Annotated in this window: 10 protein-coding genes; 2 read left to right on the top strand and 8 right to left on the bottom strand. The window is 59.6% G+C overall.

The genetic code is table 11. The features are described 5' to 3' along the window. Position 1: 1 nt before the first annotated feature. From tldD to csrD, 8 genes are all read right to left on the bottom strand, one after another. Positions 2 to 1,447, bottom strand: coding sequence for a metalloprotease TldD (tldD, locus tag ABUK12_RS19300; protein ID WP_410013324.1), 1,446 nt, complete (start codon positions 1,445 to 1,447; stop codon positions 2 to 4). Between the two features lie 123 nt (positions 1,448 to 1,570). Next, positions 1,571 to 5,380, bottom strand: a complete 3,810-nt coding sequence (gene yhdP, locus ABUK12_RS19295; protein ID WP_410013323.1) for an AsmA2 domain-containing protein YhdP — start codon at positions 5,378 to 5,380, stop codon at positions 1,571 to 1,573. Positions 5,381 to 5,477: 97 nt separating this feature from the next. Further along, positions 5,478 to 6,947 carry a ribonuclease G gene (rng, locus tag ABUK12_RS19290; RefSeq protein WP_410013322.1) on the bottom strand — a complete coding sequence of 490 codons (1,470 nt, stop codon included), beginning with the start codon at positions 6,945 to 6,947 and terminating at the stop codon, positions 5,478 to 5,480. After that, positions 6,937 to 7,530, bottom strand: coding sequence for a Maf family protein (locus ABUK12_RS19285; protein WP_410013321.1), 594 nt, complete (start codon positions 7,528 to 7,530; stop codon positions 6,937 to 6,939). The genes rng and ABUK12_RS19285 overlap by 11 nt, the downstream gene beginning before the upstream one ends. 8 nt (positions 7,531 to 7,538) lie before the next feature. After that, positions 7,539 to 8,027, bottom strand: coding sequence for a rod shape-determining protein MreD (gene mreD, locus ABUK12_RS19280; protein ID WP_410013320.1), 489 nt, complete (start codon positions 8,025 to 8,027; stop codon positions 7,539 to 7,541). Beyond that, a complete protein-coding gene (gene mreC, locus ABUK12_RS19275; RefSeq protein ID WP_410013319.1) occupies positions 8,024 to 9,274 on the bottom strand; it encodes a rod shape-determining protein MreC in 1,251 nt (416 codons plus the stop codon). The genes mreD and mreC overlap by 4 nt, the downstream gene beginning before the upstream one ends. A gap of 94 nt (positions 9,275 to 9,368) precedes the next feature. After that, a complete protein-coding gene (gene mreB, locus ABUK12_RS19270) occupies positions 9,369 to 10,412 on the bottom strand; it encodes a rod shape-determining protein MreB (RefSeq protein WP_004385136.1) in 1,044 nt (347 codons plus the stop codon). A 395-nt stretch (positions 10,413 to 10,807) separates the two neighbouring features. After that, positions 10,808 to 12,742 carry an RNase E specificity factor CsrD gene (gene csrD / locus ABUK12_RS19265; RefSeq protein ID WP_410013318.1) on the bottom strand — a complete coding sequence of 645 codons (1,935 nt, stop codon included), beginning with the start codon at positions 12,740 to 12,742 and terminating at the stop codon, positions 10,808 to 10,810. 204 nt (positions 12,743 to 12,946) lie between these two features. On the opposite strand from csrD, the gene msrP reads away from it, so the two are divergent. Together msrP and msrQ are read left to right on the top strand one after the other, a co-directional pair. Next, positions 12,947 to 13,951: a protein-methionine-sulfoxide reductase catalytic subunit MsrP gene (gene msrP / locus ABUK12_RS19260; RefSeq protein WP_410013317.1), complete on the top strand. Its 1,005-nt coding sequence runs from the start codon at positions 12,947 to 12,949 to the stop codon at positions 13,949 to 13,951. Continuing rightward, complete coding sequence (gene msrQ / locus ABUK12_RS19255; protein WP_410013316.1) at positions 13,952 to 14,551, top strand: protein-methionine-sulfoxide reductase heme-binding subunit MsrQ; 600 nt, start codon at positions 13,952 to 13,954, stop codon at positions 14,549 to 14,551. It begins immediately after the preceding gene. Positions 14,552 to 14,736: the final 185 nt, after the last annotated feature.

Genomic DNA, 14,736 nt, shown 5'->3' with positions numbered 1-14,736 from the left:
CTCAGGCGGTGCCGCCGACGGTGATATTGTCGAGCTTAAGCGTGGGCTGGCCGACGCCGACCGGCACGCTCTGGCCTTCCTTGCCGCACACGCCGACCCCTTTATCCAGCGCCAGGTCATTGCCGACCATGGAGATTTGCTGCATCGCCTCGATGCCGGAACCGATCAGGGTCGCGCCTTTAACCGGATGGGTTACCCGGCCGTTTTCGATCAGATAGGCCTCGGACGTGGAGAAAACAAATTTGCCGGAGGTGATATCCACCTGGCCGCCGCCGAAGTTGGGCGCATACAGGCCATATTCGACGCTGGCGATAATCTCCTCGGGCGTGGACTGACCGGCCAGCATATAGGTGTTGGTCATGCGCGGCATCGGCAAATGCGCGTAGGACTCGCGCCGGCCGTTGCCGGTGGGCGCTACGCCCATCAGCCTGGCATTGAGCTTATCCTGCATATACCCTTTGAGAATGCCGTTTTCGATCAGCATATTATATTGTCCGGGCACCCCTTCGTCATCGATGGCAAGCGAACCGCGCAGGCCGGCCAGCGTGCCGTCATCCACCACGGTGCATAACGGCGAGGCCACCAATTGGTCCATCTGTCCGCTGAACACCGAGCTGCCGCGACGGTTAAAATCGCCTTCCAGTCCGTGGCCCACCGCTTCATGCAGCAGCACGCCAGGCCAGCCGGCGCCCAGCACCACCGGCATGGCACCGGCCGGCGCCGCCACGGCGGACAGATTAACCAACGCCATGCGCACCGCTTCCCGCGCCCAGCTGTCGGCACGCACGTCGCCGTCGACGCTCTCAAGGAAAAAGTCATAACCAAAACGGCCGCCGCCGCCGCTGGAACCACGCTCGCGTTTGCCGTCCTGCTCAACCTGAACGCTGATGGACAGGCGCACCAGCGGGCGCACATCCGCCGCCAGGGTACCGTCGCTGGCCGCCACCAGGATCTGTTCATACACGCCGGACAGGCTGGCATTCACTTCCTGCACCCGGGGGTCGGCGGCGCGCGCGACTTTATCCACCCGATGCAATAAGGCGATTTTCTCTTCACGCGGCAGGCTGTTAAGCGGATCACGCTGCGTATAGAGGGATTTATAAGGAACTTCGCCCAGGGTATGCACCCGGCCGTTGCCCTGCTCGCTGACAATGCTGCGCGCCGCGTTGACGCTTAATTGCAACGCGTTAAGGGTGAGCTGATCGGCATAGGCGAAGCCGGTTTTTTCCCCGCTGACCGCACGCACGCCGACACCCTGGTCAATGTTATAGGATCCATCTTTGATGATGCCGTCCTCAATCACCCAGGACTCGTGGTAGCTGGATTGGAAATAGAGATCGGCATAATCCAGACGACGTTCGCTCATCTGGCCTAACAGCGAAAAAAGATCTTCGTGACTCAGGTTGTTGGCCGCGAGTAATTGCTCACTGACAAAAGTCAGACTCATAGGTTTTCACTCTTATTAATGATGGATTGGCCAGCAACGGCTGGAATAATAATCGTACTAACAATCGTTATAGTCATATTTATAGACTGCGGCAATTCAACGCCGGCGTCAAATGCACGCTGATTATTTACTATGACCCGCCGGTGTGCGCGGCTGGCGCAGCACTTCCTCGATTTTCGGCTGATCCAGGCTGCCGGTGATGTGATAGCGAATCACCGAGATTTTGTTCCACAGCGGCGCCAGGACCTTGCTGGCGGCGAATACCGCGGCGCCGACCACCGGATTGATGGCAAACGCGGCGGCAACCCCGACGGTGGCGGAGATTTCCGGCGCTATCACCGCTTCCATATCAATGCGCTGCGCGTTCAAATCCACCTGGCCGTTCATGGCGATGTCCGCTTCCAGGCCATCAATCAGCGAGTCGTTGGTATGCAGCACACCGTCTTTAATCCAGGCGGTACCTTTAATGGAGTCAAAATAGAATCCTTTACCGAAGGTGTCGCGGAAATCGAACTGGAGCTTGCGCAACAGCGCGTCGAAGCTAATCAGGCGCAATAGCCTGCCCGCCTGGCCGCTGCTGAGATTATCGATCTTGCCTTTGCCGAGATTGGTGTGCAATACGCCGTTCAGGCTGGCGATCTCGGGTGTCCAGGGCAGCGACTGCCAGTGAAGATCGTAATCCAGGTTAAAAGGCGCGTCGCGCAATGGGGTGTCGATGCCGACATAGTCCGCCGCCTCGCCGATATTTTTACCGCTCAGTTTGCCTTTGACCGAGGTCAGGTTTTGCCGGCCGGTGCGCGACCATCCGCCTTCAAGCGTCAGCCGGGATTTGCCGGTATCCACCAGGCCATGGCTCAGCGCCAGGGTATTTTTCTGCGGCGTCACATCCGCCTCGACCCGGCCCAGATTTTGCCCCAGCAGCCAGCACTCCTGGCAACGCAGCTGCAGTGCCGGCCAGTCGCTAAAGCCGGCGGCCGGGTCGTCATCCTGGAAGAGCGTATCGCCAGCCGCGCCGTTTTTCGGCCACAGCGGATTATAATAAAGGTAACGGATATCCGCCCGCCAGGGGCCTTGGTTCGCTAGCGCCAGCTTGCCGTCGATTTCCTTGCCGCGGGCTTCAACGACGCTGCCGCCCAGGGTATTGCGGCGCGTCAGCGACAGCGCGTGCCATTGCTGGCCGCCCAGGGCCAATAACGGCGTATTCAGCGTCAGGGCATCCGGGAAACGGAACCGGCTGGCCACCGCTTTGCCCGCCGAGCGGGACTGCGGCGTCATTAACGCCAGCCATTTTTCGCCGTCCAGCGCCGGTAGATTCAGCGTCAGGCTTTTACCGTCCGGCAGCGGCGGTATCCTGGCGTTATCGGTGGCCCAGGCGCCGCGAGCAAGCGTAACCAGCTTGCCCAACTGCCATTCGCTGTTAAAGGCATTATTCTTGCCGGCATGTCCGCTCAACGTAAAGCCCGTCAGCCCGCCCTGGGCCTTGACCGCTAATGGGAACGGCTGGCCGGCCGCTTTATCCAATGGCGCAGGTAAGTGACTGCTTACATTTTTTAAATCGGCAGTGACATCCACGGTATACGCGGGTTTGCCTTGCAACGGCAAGGTTATCGCCATCACGCTCTGCCAGGAGGCCCGTCCTCCCAGCGCTTTCGCCATGGGTTCGGGCAGGCCGGACAGATGGGCCACCGACCAGTCCCCTTGCATATCGACGTTGATATCAAAGCTTTTTTGCAGCTCTTGCGTCGTGAAGCGCACCGCTACCGGCTGTCCCAGCCACTGTGCCGACAGCATATCGCTGTCCAGGTTGCCATTATGGTAGCGGAACTGGCCGTTCAGGTTGTTCATGGTGGTGCCCAGCGGCTTAATCAGCAGGCTGTTGTCGGCCAGATTCACCTGACCCGATGCGGTGACTGCCTGGCCGCTAAGGGGTATGGATAGGTGTAAGTCCCCACTAACATTGCCGCCGACCTGCAGCTCGGCAAGCGCCGCGCCAAGGGATTTCTGCAACGGAGTCTGGTTAAAATAGGCGCCGATGGCCGGGCCGGACCCGCTGACATCCGCATCCACCAACAGCAGCTGTTTGGAATAATCTGGGATGGCGGCCACGATATTACTGCCGGTCGCCTCGCCCAGTTTCGCCTGCGGCGCGCGCATAAACAAACCGTCGTTCAGGAAGTCCAGATCGATACTCAGATCGGTCAGCCGCGGCCAGCCGGGTTCAAATTCATAGTCCGCATGGCGCAGCGGCACCAGTACCTCGAATTGCCCGTCGTTATGCTTAAACGGGAATTGTTTGGGATCGCCGGCAAAGACCAGCGTGGCGTTATCCACCTGCCCGCCTTTCAACGCGCCGGTAAGGTAATTGACCAGGTGGGTGCCCATTAACGGCTCGGGAAAATAGCGCCAGACCTGGGCGGCATCATACAAGCGCAGACCGGACAGCACATCCAGCCACGGATCACCGTTGAGGGGCTGATGAAAATAAAAGTCCCCGGTCGCCCACAGCGAGGTGGCCTGCAGATCGATATCGCTGCCCCATAACCGCAGGCCCTGCTCATCATTGCGCCAGTCAAGGGCGGCCCTGGCCCGCTGCACTTCCAGCGGCGCGCGAAACATATCTTTATACGGCAAGGTGCTGTTATCCAGCGCCAGGTTTAGCCGGCCGGCGGCAAGGGTTCCCGCCACCGAACCGCCGACATGATCCACGCCCGGCAGGAGTTGCCATTGCTGCCAGCTGAGATCGCGCCAGTCGCTCTGGAAACGGATTTTTTCCGGGTTATTAAGCGGAATATCCAGCGCCAGGGTGGACAGTACCCCTTTGGGCTGCAGGTCCTGCCAGCGGGCGCGCAGGTTGGGCGTAATAATGGATATCAGCGGCAAGAAGGGACTGAAACGCTGTAGCTCCAGGTTTTTCGCCCGCAGGCGGATTTCCCCGGCCCTGTCGGGCGCGAACAGATGATTCTTTTCCGGCAGCCAGAACAGCGAGAGCGCGCCGGGCGCCCAGGATTCCCCGTCGGTGGCGATGTTGAGCACCGGCACGTCCATTTGCCATCCGTCGCCCTGTTTGCTCAGGTGCAGGGCCAATTTCGCCACGTCCACGCGGTGGTCCTGGCCTCCGTCCTGCCAGCTAGCCGTCCCCTGGCTGAAAAAGGCGTCGCCGCCGGTAATATCGCCATGATCCAGGCTCAGCCAGGCGGCCAGGCTGAAATCGGCCCGTTGCAAACCGGTCTGGCTTTGCACCCACTGGCTGAACCATGGCTTGAGATTGATATTATCGGCCTGCAAGTAGATCTTGCCGTTGTCCAGCAGACCGTTTTCATCATTGAGGTCCATGCGCAACTGGATCGCGCCCTGCTGCACATCAACGTTGGATAAGGCTATCTGTCCTTCCGCCCGGTGGCGCTGGCGTGAGTTGAGCCAGGTCAGTTGCGGCACCGAAAGCATGGTGCGCTCCCCCGAGGGCGTCAGGAAAGAGAGCTCGCTGTCGCGCAGGATAAAGTGGTCGAACTGATGTAAAAACAGATCGGAAAGCTGGTCGGATTTAATGGGGCTGCCCTGATGGTCGCGGCCCAGCAGGGTGGTATTTAAATCCAGCTGCAATCGATAAAACGTGACGTCGCGAAATTGCCAGCGCCAGTGCAGCAGCGATTGCCAGACGTCCAGGGCCAGGGTAACGCGCTGGATACGCAACTGTTCATCGGCGGTAACGGATTCAATGGCGCGGATATCAAGCGTCGGGCCGAAGGACTGCCAGGTGCCGTGCATTTCACGGATCTGGACATTGAGTCCGGTAGCGGCGTTTAGGGTTTGGACAATTTGCGGGCGAAAGCTGTCCAGATGGGGCAACGCCAGGCGTAACGCACTGACCGCTAATGCCACCAGGACAATCAGGGTTGCACATAGGGCCAGCAATATCCCCGGCAGTCGCTTCACGCCTTTCTCCTTGCTTCCCGTCGCACCGCTTACGGCAAGTATTTATTTTTATCTCCTGCCCGCGTGTCATGCTCTACGCCGGGCCTGAATCCTCTGGCTACATCATCACGACGTCGAACTGTTCCTGACTGTAGAGCGGTTCGATCTGCACCTTAACCTGCTTGCCGACAAAAATCTCCACCTCCGCCAGCGCATGGGATTCGTCGCTTTTCAGCGCTTCGCCCACCGCCGCCGAGGCGTATACCAAAAAACGGTCGGATTCGTAGGCATGGTGCACCCGCACGATCTCGCGCATAATTTCATAACAAACGGTCTCAATGGTTTTCACCGTGCCGCGGCCATGACAAGTAGGACACTCGCTGCACAGCACATGTTCAATACTTTCACGGGTGCGTTTGCGGGTCATCTCCACCAGGCCGAGCTGGGAGAAGCCGTTGATGCCGGTTTTTACCCGATCCTTGCTCAGCGCCTGCTCCAGCGAATGCAATACCCGCCGCCGGTGTTCTTCATTAACCATATCGATAAAATCGATGATAATAATGCCGCCCAGGTTACGCAACCGCAGTTGGCGGGCAATGGCCTGGGTGGCCTCGATATTGGTGTTGAAGATGGTTTCATCCAGGTTCCGGTGGCCGACAAACGCGCCGGTATTAATATCGATGGTGGTCATCGCCTCGGTCTGGTCGATGATCAGATATCCCCCCGATTTCAGCTCGACTTTACGTTCCAGTGAGCGCTGGATTTCGTTTTCCACGTCATAAAGATCAAAGATAGGCTGTTTGCCGTTGTAATGCTCGAGCTTGTGGGTCATCTCCGGAATATATTCACCGGTAAACTCCACCAGCAGATCAAAGGTCAGGCGGGAGTCCACCCGGATGCGATCCAGCGCGGCGCCGGCAAAATCACGCAAGATGCGCTGCGCCAGCGCCAGCTCGCCGTAAAGCATATATTTGCTCTGGTTACGGCGTTTGCGCTCCATGACCTTGGTCCACAGGCGTTTGAGAAAAGCGGCATCCTGGGCCAGTTCCTCTTCGCCGATGCCTTCCGCCGCGGTGCGGATAATAAACCCGCCGTGCTCATCGCAGTAATCCGCCACGGTGCGCTTAAGGCGCTCGCGCTCTTCCTCGCTATCAATGCGTTGGGATACGCCGACATGGGACGCCCCGGGCATAAACACCAGGTAACGCGAGGGCAGCGTAATGTCGGTGGTCAGGCGCGCGCCTTTGGTGCCCAACGGATCCTTGACCACCTGTACAATGATGTCCTGTCCCTGCCTGACCAGTTCGGCAATATCGCGCACATGGAAGTTTTTCTGCTCTTCGCCGGCGACGCATTCGGTATGCGGCATGATATCGGACGCATGCAAAAACGCCGCCTTATCCAGGCCGATATCGATAAACGCCGCCTGCATGCCCGGCAGTACGCGGCTGACCCGGCCTTTATAGATATTACCAACAATACCCCGCCGGGCCTCGCGTTCAATGTGGATTTCCTGCAAAATGCCGCCGTCGATATAAGCGACCCGCGTCTCGGAAGGCGTGATATTAACCAGTAATTCAGCAGCCATGTTGTCCTCTCAGACTACGTAAAGCAATAAACTGGCAAAGCAATTCAGAGGTTTCCACCAGCGGCAAACCCACCACGCCGTGATAGCTTCCATTGATAGCCCTGACAAAAACCCCGCCCAATCCCTGGATGCCGTAAGCCCCGGCTTTATCCATGGGTTCACCGGATGCAATATAGCGATGAATCTCCTGCGGCGACAACCGGCGGAATGTGACCTCGGTCACGACGCTGAGGCAAAGCTGATGCCCGGCGTCGGCAAAAGCGATCGCCGTCATCACCTGGTGGCATTGTCCCGAGAGGGCCGTTAACATCTCGGCGGCATGGGCGCCGTCGCGCGGTTTTTCCAGGATGCGGCCATCCAGCACCACGATGGTATCCGCTCCCAGCACCGGACGCGGTTCAGGAGCTATCGCCACGCCGGCCAACGCTTTTTCCAGCGCCAGCCGGCGCACATATTCCGGCGCCTTCTCCCCCGCGCGGCGCAGTTCCGCCACCGGGGCGCAGAGCACGTCGAACGGCACGTCCAGCAATGTGAGCAATTCCCTGCGCCTGGGTGAGCCGGAAGCCAGATATATCGCGGTCATAACAGCCCCTATTGCACGGAAAACTGGCGGCGCACTTTACGCATCAGTAAAAACAGCCACGGCCATAACACGCCGTCCACGACGCTGCTCCAGAAAATTTCCGGCCTGAATGAAATATTGATCACCAGGAACTCAGCCCAGAACACGATGACATGCATGGTCAATGATAGCATTACCACGATCAGCGACTGCTGCCATAGGGCCATATTCCTAAACAACTGGAATTTGAAGACCACCAGGTAGGCCAGGATGCTTAACGCCAGCGCCCTGACGCCCAGGATGGAACCCAGGATGAGATCCATGATAAGCCCCAGCACGAAGCCGGTGCCGACATTAACCCGGTGTGGTATCGCCATCACCCAGTAAATCAGCACCAGGCTGAGCCAGGAGGGCCTGAACAGGTAAAGCTGCTCGGGCCACGGCATGATTTGCAATACGATGGCGAGAAGAAATGAGAGCCAGATGACCCAGGTGCCGTTGCGGCGATAACGGTTCATTGCCGGGACCCGGAAAACGGATTCACCGCCGGCGTGGACCGCCCTGAAGCCGGCGCCGTATGGCCGGCTGCCGGCGCGTTGCCGGCGGGGGACGTCGGGTTGGCGTCCGGCGCGCTGCCGGCGGGGGCCGTACGGCTGGATGCCGGCGCAGCGCTATCCGCCGCGGTGCGATTGCCCGCCGGCGCGGCGCGACCCGTCGCCGCGTGATTGGCCGGCGACGCATTGCCGGCCGGTGCCGCGCGGGAGGTCCCCGCCCTGGCATCCGCCGCCGGCGCAGCGGCGGCGGGCGCCGCGGCCGGTGCGCTTGCCGGCGCTTCCGGCCCCATGATGCTATCCTGGGACGGCAACACCTGCGGCATCATCTGCATCAGGCGTTCATTGGCCACCCGATGGACCTCCGCCGGCGGCAGCGGCACCTCGCCCCGGGGGTCGGCTCCCCATAACAACAGCAAATAGCGCAGCCGCTGCAATTGGGCGGTCGGCCTGGCCTGGATCACGGTGTAGGCACGCTGGGTATCGACCTTAACCGACGACACCACGCCCACCGGATATCCTTCGGGGAAACGGCCGCCAAGACCGGAGGTCACCAGCACATCGCCGACGCGGATATCGGTGTTGCCCGGTAAATGCTCCAGCTGCAGATCTTCGGTGCAGCCGTTGCCGGCCACGATGACCCGGATATCGTTGCGTAAGACCTGGATGGGCAAGGCATGGGACGCATCGCAAATCAGCAACACCCGGCTGGTCATTTTGCCGGCGGCCACTACCTGGCCCACCACGCCTTTGTCGCTGATGACCGGCTGGCCGACATAAACGCCGCTGTCCAGACCTTTATCGATCACCACCTGGTCGCTGTAAGGATCGGTACTGGTGGAGATAACCTGGGTGACCATCTTCTGTTCATCCTGGCGCAGGGGCGAACCGAGCAGCTCGCGCAGACGCGCATTCTCCTGCCGGAATTGCCCCAGCAGCAGCTGTTCGCTGTTCCTGAGCAGCAGTTCCTGGCGCAGGGTATGGTTCTCCTGCTCGAGCTGTCCGCGCGACGCCAGCGTTTCCGACACGTTGTCCAGCATCTTGCGCGGACCATTGGCCAGGAAATAGAACGGGCTGACGGCGGTATCCATGTATGTGCGTATCTGCACAAAGGTCCCGAGCCGGCTGTCGGCGATAATAATGGCGATAGCCACCATCACGGCCAGGAACAGTCGGAGTTGCAGAGAAGGTCCCCTGCTAAAAATCGGCTTCATAAGCTATGCATTTTCCTCAACAAAAAAGGGGGGCGCCGACCAGGATGAGAAATCTCAGCGTTCACCCGGGTGGTTCCCCCCTTTTCGAGGCAGGTTATTCTTCGCTGAACAAATCACCGCCGTGCATATCGATCATCTCCAGCGCCTTGCCGCCGCCACGGGCGACGCAGGTGAGGGGATCTTCCGCCACCACCACGGGTATGCCGGTCTCTTCCATCAGCAGACGGTCGAGATTGCGCAGCAACGCGCCGCCGCCGGTCAGGACCATGCCGCGCTCGGAGATATCGGAGGCCAGCTCGGGCGGGCACTGTTCCAGCGCCACCATGACCGCGCTCACGATGCCGGTTAACGGCTCCTGCAGCGCTTCAAGGATTTCATTGGAGTTCAGGGTAAAGCCCCGGGGCACGCCCTCGGCCAGATTACGGCCGCGGACTTCGATTTCCCTGACTTCATCGCCAGGATAAGCGGATCCAATTTCATGCTTGATGCGTTCGGCGGTGGCTTCGCCAATCAATGAGCCGTAATTGCGGCGCACATAATTAATAATAGCCTCATCGAAGCGATCGCCGCCAATACGCACGGAAGAAGAATAAACCACCCCGTTCAGGGAGATCACCGCCACTTCCGTGGTGCCGCCGCCGATATCCACCACCATGGAGCCGGTGGCTTCTGACACCGGCAGCCCGGCGCCGATGGCGGCGGCCATGGGTTCCTCAATCAGGAATACTTCGCGCGCCCCCGCCCCTTGGGCCGATTCACGGATCGCGCGGCGTTCCACCTGGGTGGCGCCGACCGGGACGCAAACCAGCACCCGCGGACTCGGGCGCATGAAGCTGTTGCTGTGAACCTGTTTGATGAAGTGCTGCAGCATTTTTTCGGTGACGAAGAAATCCGCGATGACGCCGTCCTTCATCGGACGAATCGCCGCGATATTGCCGGGTGTGCGACCCAGCATCTGTTTGGCTTCATGGCCGACGGCGGCGACGCTTTTCGGCGAGCCGGCGCGATCCTGACGAATCGCGACGACGGAAGGTTCGTTCAGGACAATGCCCTGTCCTTTTACATAAATCAGGGTATTGGCTGTACCCAGGTCGATGGACAAGTCGTTGGAAAACATGCCACGAAATTTTTTAAACATAACTGAAGGATAATCCTGCAAGCTGGGGCGAAAGATAAAATCCGCCTACTTTACCAACCACGAGAAGCAGCGACAAGGCGCAATAACGCGCTGCTTCAATGAAAATACGTCCTCGTTAACATTCCCACACACCGAAGAAATCCCTGACGCGGTTTTTAGTCAGATGAAATGCGAGATTACTTCCGGCGCCGGTGTCGGCACTTATCGCTCTGCCTGCCGTATACGGGCGGACGCGCCGGCGGCGTGGCCACTGATAAACGGCAAAGGAGCGACAGATTGGCAACCGCAGGCAGAAAATCTGGCAGTGCACCTGATTCCAGGTAATGTAAGTACCTACTAACCAATTAGGTTAATGGGCGTATTGTACGTTAATTTTTCACGAACTTTTATACTATTCACGCATCCTGGCGTGAATATTTTTTTACCATCTCGTCCAGAGGCACTATCGGGGCAAAAAAGTCCCCTTGTCCCCCTGCGACCGCGTTATCCACCAGCGTTTGCCATTCCAGTTGGGTCCTTACGCCGGTGGCGAAAACCTGGGTCGCGGTGCCGACGCAGGCTTCGGGCAGGCTCTGGATGAACAGCTGGTTTTCAGCACGGCGATCGATTTCCCTTGCCAGGCCGGGATGCAGCTTGATGAGAGATATCGTCACCGCGCTGATATAGGCGGTACTCACCACCGTCAGCCCCGCCTGTACCACGCTTAGACGACAGCCCAGCGCGTCCAGCAAGCGTAACACCGGACGCAACCGCACCAAGTGTTGACAAAGATCGGCCTCCACAAGTTCAAACATAATTTGCCGACGCTGTGTTTTTTCGCATTGCATCAGCGTATTGCGCAGCCACAGCCGGAAGTCGCGTTGCAGCAGCGAGTCAACGCTCAGGGTTATCGCCAGCACCCGTTCCGGCAATTGCGCCAGCAGGGGCAGGATACGGGTCAGCTGCTGCCGGTCGTAGCGCTCCATCAGTCCAAGGCGGCGCAGCATCGGCATAAATTCGGCGGCGGCCAACGCCTGGCCGCCTTCGGGGATACGGTTGATCACCACATGATGATCCAGACGGCCATCGCGCCGGTAGGCCGCGCGGGTAAACAGCTCCGGCCCGCCGCGCGCCAGGGTCTGTTCAAGCAAGGTGCGCCATTTGACATTGCCCCGCACCTGCTCCGGTACCCGCTTGTCGAATACCGACCAGGCGTTGCCGCCCTGCAATTCCGCTTCGCGGGCGGCCTGCTCAGCGGACTCCATCACCTCCACCGCCGTCTGGCCCTGGCGATAGACGCAAATGCCGATATGGAGCACATCGTCGCGGTGATGGCCCGCCTCGCCCGGCAGGGTGGCAAGCGCCGCCACCAGTTGCGCCGCCAGCGACTCGGCCTCCTTGAGGGAGCAATGCGGCAGCAGCACCGCCAGATCGCGCCGGAAATAACGCGCCAGCAGCGCGTCGGGATAACGCATCACATAGGTGGCGATCAGCTGTATCAGCGCCTGTATCAGTTCCAGGGCCTGTGTTTTGCCCTGGCGCGTTTCCGGCAGCTCGGGATCCGGCGGCCGCAGCATCATCACCACGCCATGCGGCCCCATTTCCTGGCTGTCTTCCAGCTGGAGCGACAGCTGGTTGTCAAAAAACAGCCGGTTGCTCAGCCCGGTCTTGGCATCGCGCGCCGCGAACGCCCGGATCAGGATATCCACCCGGCTACGCTGCTCGCGGGCCTGCGCAAGGTCGCTGAGCAGGCGATCGATGGCGCTGCTGGTCAGCGACGGCGGCTCGCCGGCATTGCCCGACACGCTGTCGCGCTCCCCATGCATAATCCGCCGGGCACGGTATTCCAGGGTTTCCTGCGGCTGGATTTGGCGGCGCAGCCAGCGTAACCCCATCAGCAAAGAGAGCACCATCAGGACGATGGCGATGCTTACCGGCGCGGTCACCGCCAGCGAGCGCACCTCGCTTAACAGCGCCGTGGGATAGGTCAGCCGGACCAGCAAGTCGGGATGATGGGGCAACGCCAGGCTGCGGCGCAGGAAATCGGAGGGAGGATGGCCGCTCTCCGCCAGGCCGGCGGGCAGGTAACGGTTCAGCGTGGTCTCGCCGCGGCGGATTTCCAGCTCGCTGATGCCGCCGCTTTGCAGGGCAAACGGCAGCCAGCGCGCCAGGTCGGCGGGTGATTGGGTCGACAGCGCCTCATCGAGCGCCGCGGCAAGCGCCGCCATTTGCCGATCGGTACGGTGCTCGTTGAGGTAAAAAAAACTTAACGCGCTGCCCGCCAGCATCAATAACATCACCAGCGCGCACAGCAAGGCCACCATAGCGGAAAGTCTGACGAGTAATCGCATCCCTGTGCCCCGGTAAAATATCTGAGGTAAGCCTGACGATATTTTATCGTCAGTACGGACAAAATGACATATTTTCAACCAAAGCGGGCAAAATATCGCCAGCCGACGGGTGGCGTGGAAAAATAGTCGCCGGGACGCGGGAATAAAAAAACGTTTTATACGTCATACTGGCTACAGAGCCTTAATTGCTTAATGGAGACGATTATGACCCGAAACCGCAAACTGCGGGAAGCCGACGTTACCGCCGAGGCCGTGTTTTTCCAGCGGCGTAAGGTGTTGCAAGCGCTGGGCATCACCGCGGCCTCGCTCAGCCTGCCGCTGTCGGCCCGGGCCAACGTATTGTCCTGGTTCAAGGGCGACAAGGCCGCCCCCGCCGCGCCGACGGGCAAGGATCTGTCTTTCAGCCGGCCCGCCGCCTGGCATGCCGATTTGCCGCTGACGCCGTATGATAAAGTCACCGGCTATAATAATTTCTACGAATTCGGCCTGGATAAAGCCGATCCGGCGGCCAACGCCGGCGGCCTGAAAACCGACGGCTGGAAAGTGGTCATCGACGGCGAAGTGGCTAAGCCCATGACGCTTGACATGGACGACATCCTGAAACGTTTTGCGCTGGAAGAACGTATTTACCGGCTGCGCTGCGTGGAGGCCTGGTCAATGGTCGTGCCCTGGACCGGTTTTGAGCTGGGAAAACTGCTTAAGCTGGCGGAGCCCACCAGCCAGGCGCGTTATGTCGCGTTCCAGACCCTGGACGATCCAGAGCAGATGCCGGGAGAAAAAGACCGTTATATCGGCGGCGGCCTGGATTACCCTTATGTGGAGGGGCTGCGGATCGATGAGGCCATGAACCCGCTGGCGCTGATGACGGTCGGCGTTTACGGCAAAACGCTGCCGCCGCAAAACGGCGCGCCCATCCGCCTGATTACCCCCTGGAAATATGGTTTTAAGGGCATCAAATCCATTGTCCATATCCGGCTGACACGCGAGCAGCCGCCCACCACCTGGAATCTTTCCGCGCCGAACGAGTATGGATTTTACGCTAACGTGAATCCGCATGTGGATCACCCCCGCTGGTCCCAGGCAACGGAAAGGGCTATCGGCGCCGGCGGCATCCTGGATGTAAAACGCCAGCCGACCCTGTTGTTCAACGGCTACGCCGAACAGGTGGCCGGCTTATATCGTGGCCTGGATTTGCGGGAGAATTTCTGAGTGCGGCTTAACCTTAAACACATTTTCTGGCTAAAGGTACTGATTCACCTGGCGGCGTTCCTGCCCCTGGTCTGGCTGGTCTATGCGGTCAGCCAGGGCGATTTCAGCGCCGACCCGGCCAAGGATATCCAGCACTTTACCGGGCGCATGGGGCTAAAACTGTTGCTGGCGTCGCTGTTGATAACCCCGCTGGCCCGGTATGGCCGCCAACCCCTGCTGATCCGCTGCCGCCGTCTTATCGGCCTGTGGTGTTTCGCCTGGGTAAGCCTGCATCTGCTGAGCTATTCCGTGCTTGAACTGGGCATCGACAATCTCGGCCTGCTGGGCCGGGAACTGGTCTCCCGCCCCTACCTGACGCTGGGCATCATCAGCTGGCTGATTTTACTGGCGCTGGCGCTGACCTCCACCCAGCGCGCCCAGCGGCAATTGAAAAGCCGGTGGCAAACGCTGCACAATCTGGTCTATGTGGTGGCGATCCTGGCGCCGATACACTATCTCTGGTCGGTCAAAATTCTCTCGCCCCAGCCGGTGTTGTATGCTCTGGCGGCGGCGGTTCTGTTAGCACTGCGTTACAAAAAATTTCGCGGCTGGTGGCGCTAGCCGCGGAATTTTTTATTTCATTCCCCCGCCAAAATGCGCTATCTTGCACTCCACTTTGGATACCGCGTCCAGCTTATCTTCGCAGATAACGCCAGTATGTTGCTGCGAAAAGTTGCGATATCATTATAATGCTTGACCCTGTTAACACTCTGGCCCGGATTTTTCATCAAAAAGGTGACAAAACG

This window comes from Sodalis sp. C49 (genome assembly GCF_046352915.1).
In the GTDB taxonomy this organism is placed as follows: Bacteria; Pseudomonadota; Gammaproteobacteria; order Enterobacterales; family Enterobacteriaceae; genus Acerihabitans.
This window is presented reverse-complemented; position numbering and strand designations above follow the sequence as displayed.

What these genes read in the sequence shown, in the direction of transcription:
- tldD (WP_410013324.1), bottom strand. Translation starts at nt 1,447, where the DNA reads ATGAGTCTGACTTTTGTCAGTGAGCAATTACTCGCGGCCAACAACCTG.
- rng (WP_410013322.1), bottom strand. Translation starts at nt 6,947, where the DNA reads ATGGCTGCTGAATTACTGGTTAATATCACGCCTTCCGAGACGCGGGTC.
- ABUK12_RS19285 (WP_410013321.1), bottom strand. Translation starts at nt 7,530, where the DNA reads ATGACCGCGATATATCTGGCTTCCGGCTCACCCAGGCGCAGGGAATTG.
- mreD (WP_410013320.1), bottom strand. Translation starts at nt 8,027, where the DNA reads ATGAACCGTTATCGCCGCAACGGCACCTGGGTCATCTGGCTCTCATTT.
- mreC (WP_410013319.1), bottom strand. Translation starts at nt 9,274, where the DNA reads ATGAAGCCGATTTTTAGCAGGGGACCTTCTCTGCAACTCCGACTGTTC.
- mreB (WP_004385136.1), bottom strand. Translation starts at nt 10,412, where the DNA reads ATGTTTAAAAAATTTCGTGGCATGTTTTCCAACGACTTGTCCATCGAC.
- csrD (WP_410013318.1), bottom strand. Translation starts at nt 12,742, where the DNA reads ATGCGATTACTCGTCAGACTTTCCGCTATGGTGGCCTTGCTGTGCGCG.
- msrP (WP_410013317.1), top strand. Translation starts at nt 12,947, where the DNA reads ATGACCCGAAACCGCAAACTGCGGGAAGCCGACGTTACCGCCGAGGCC.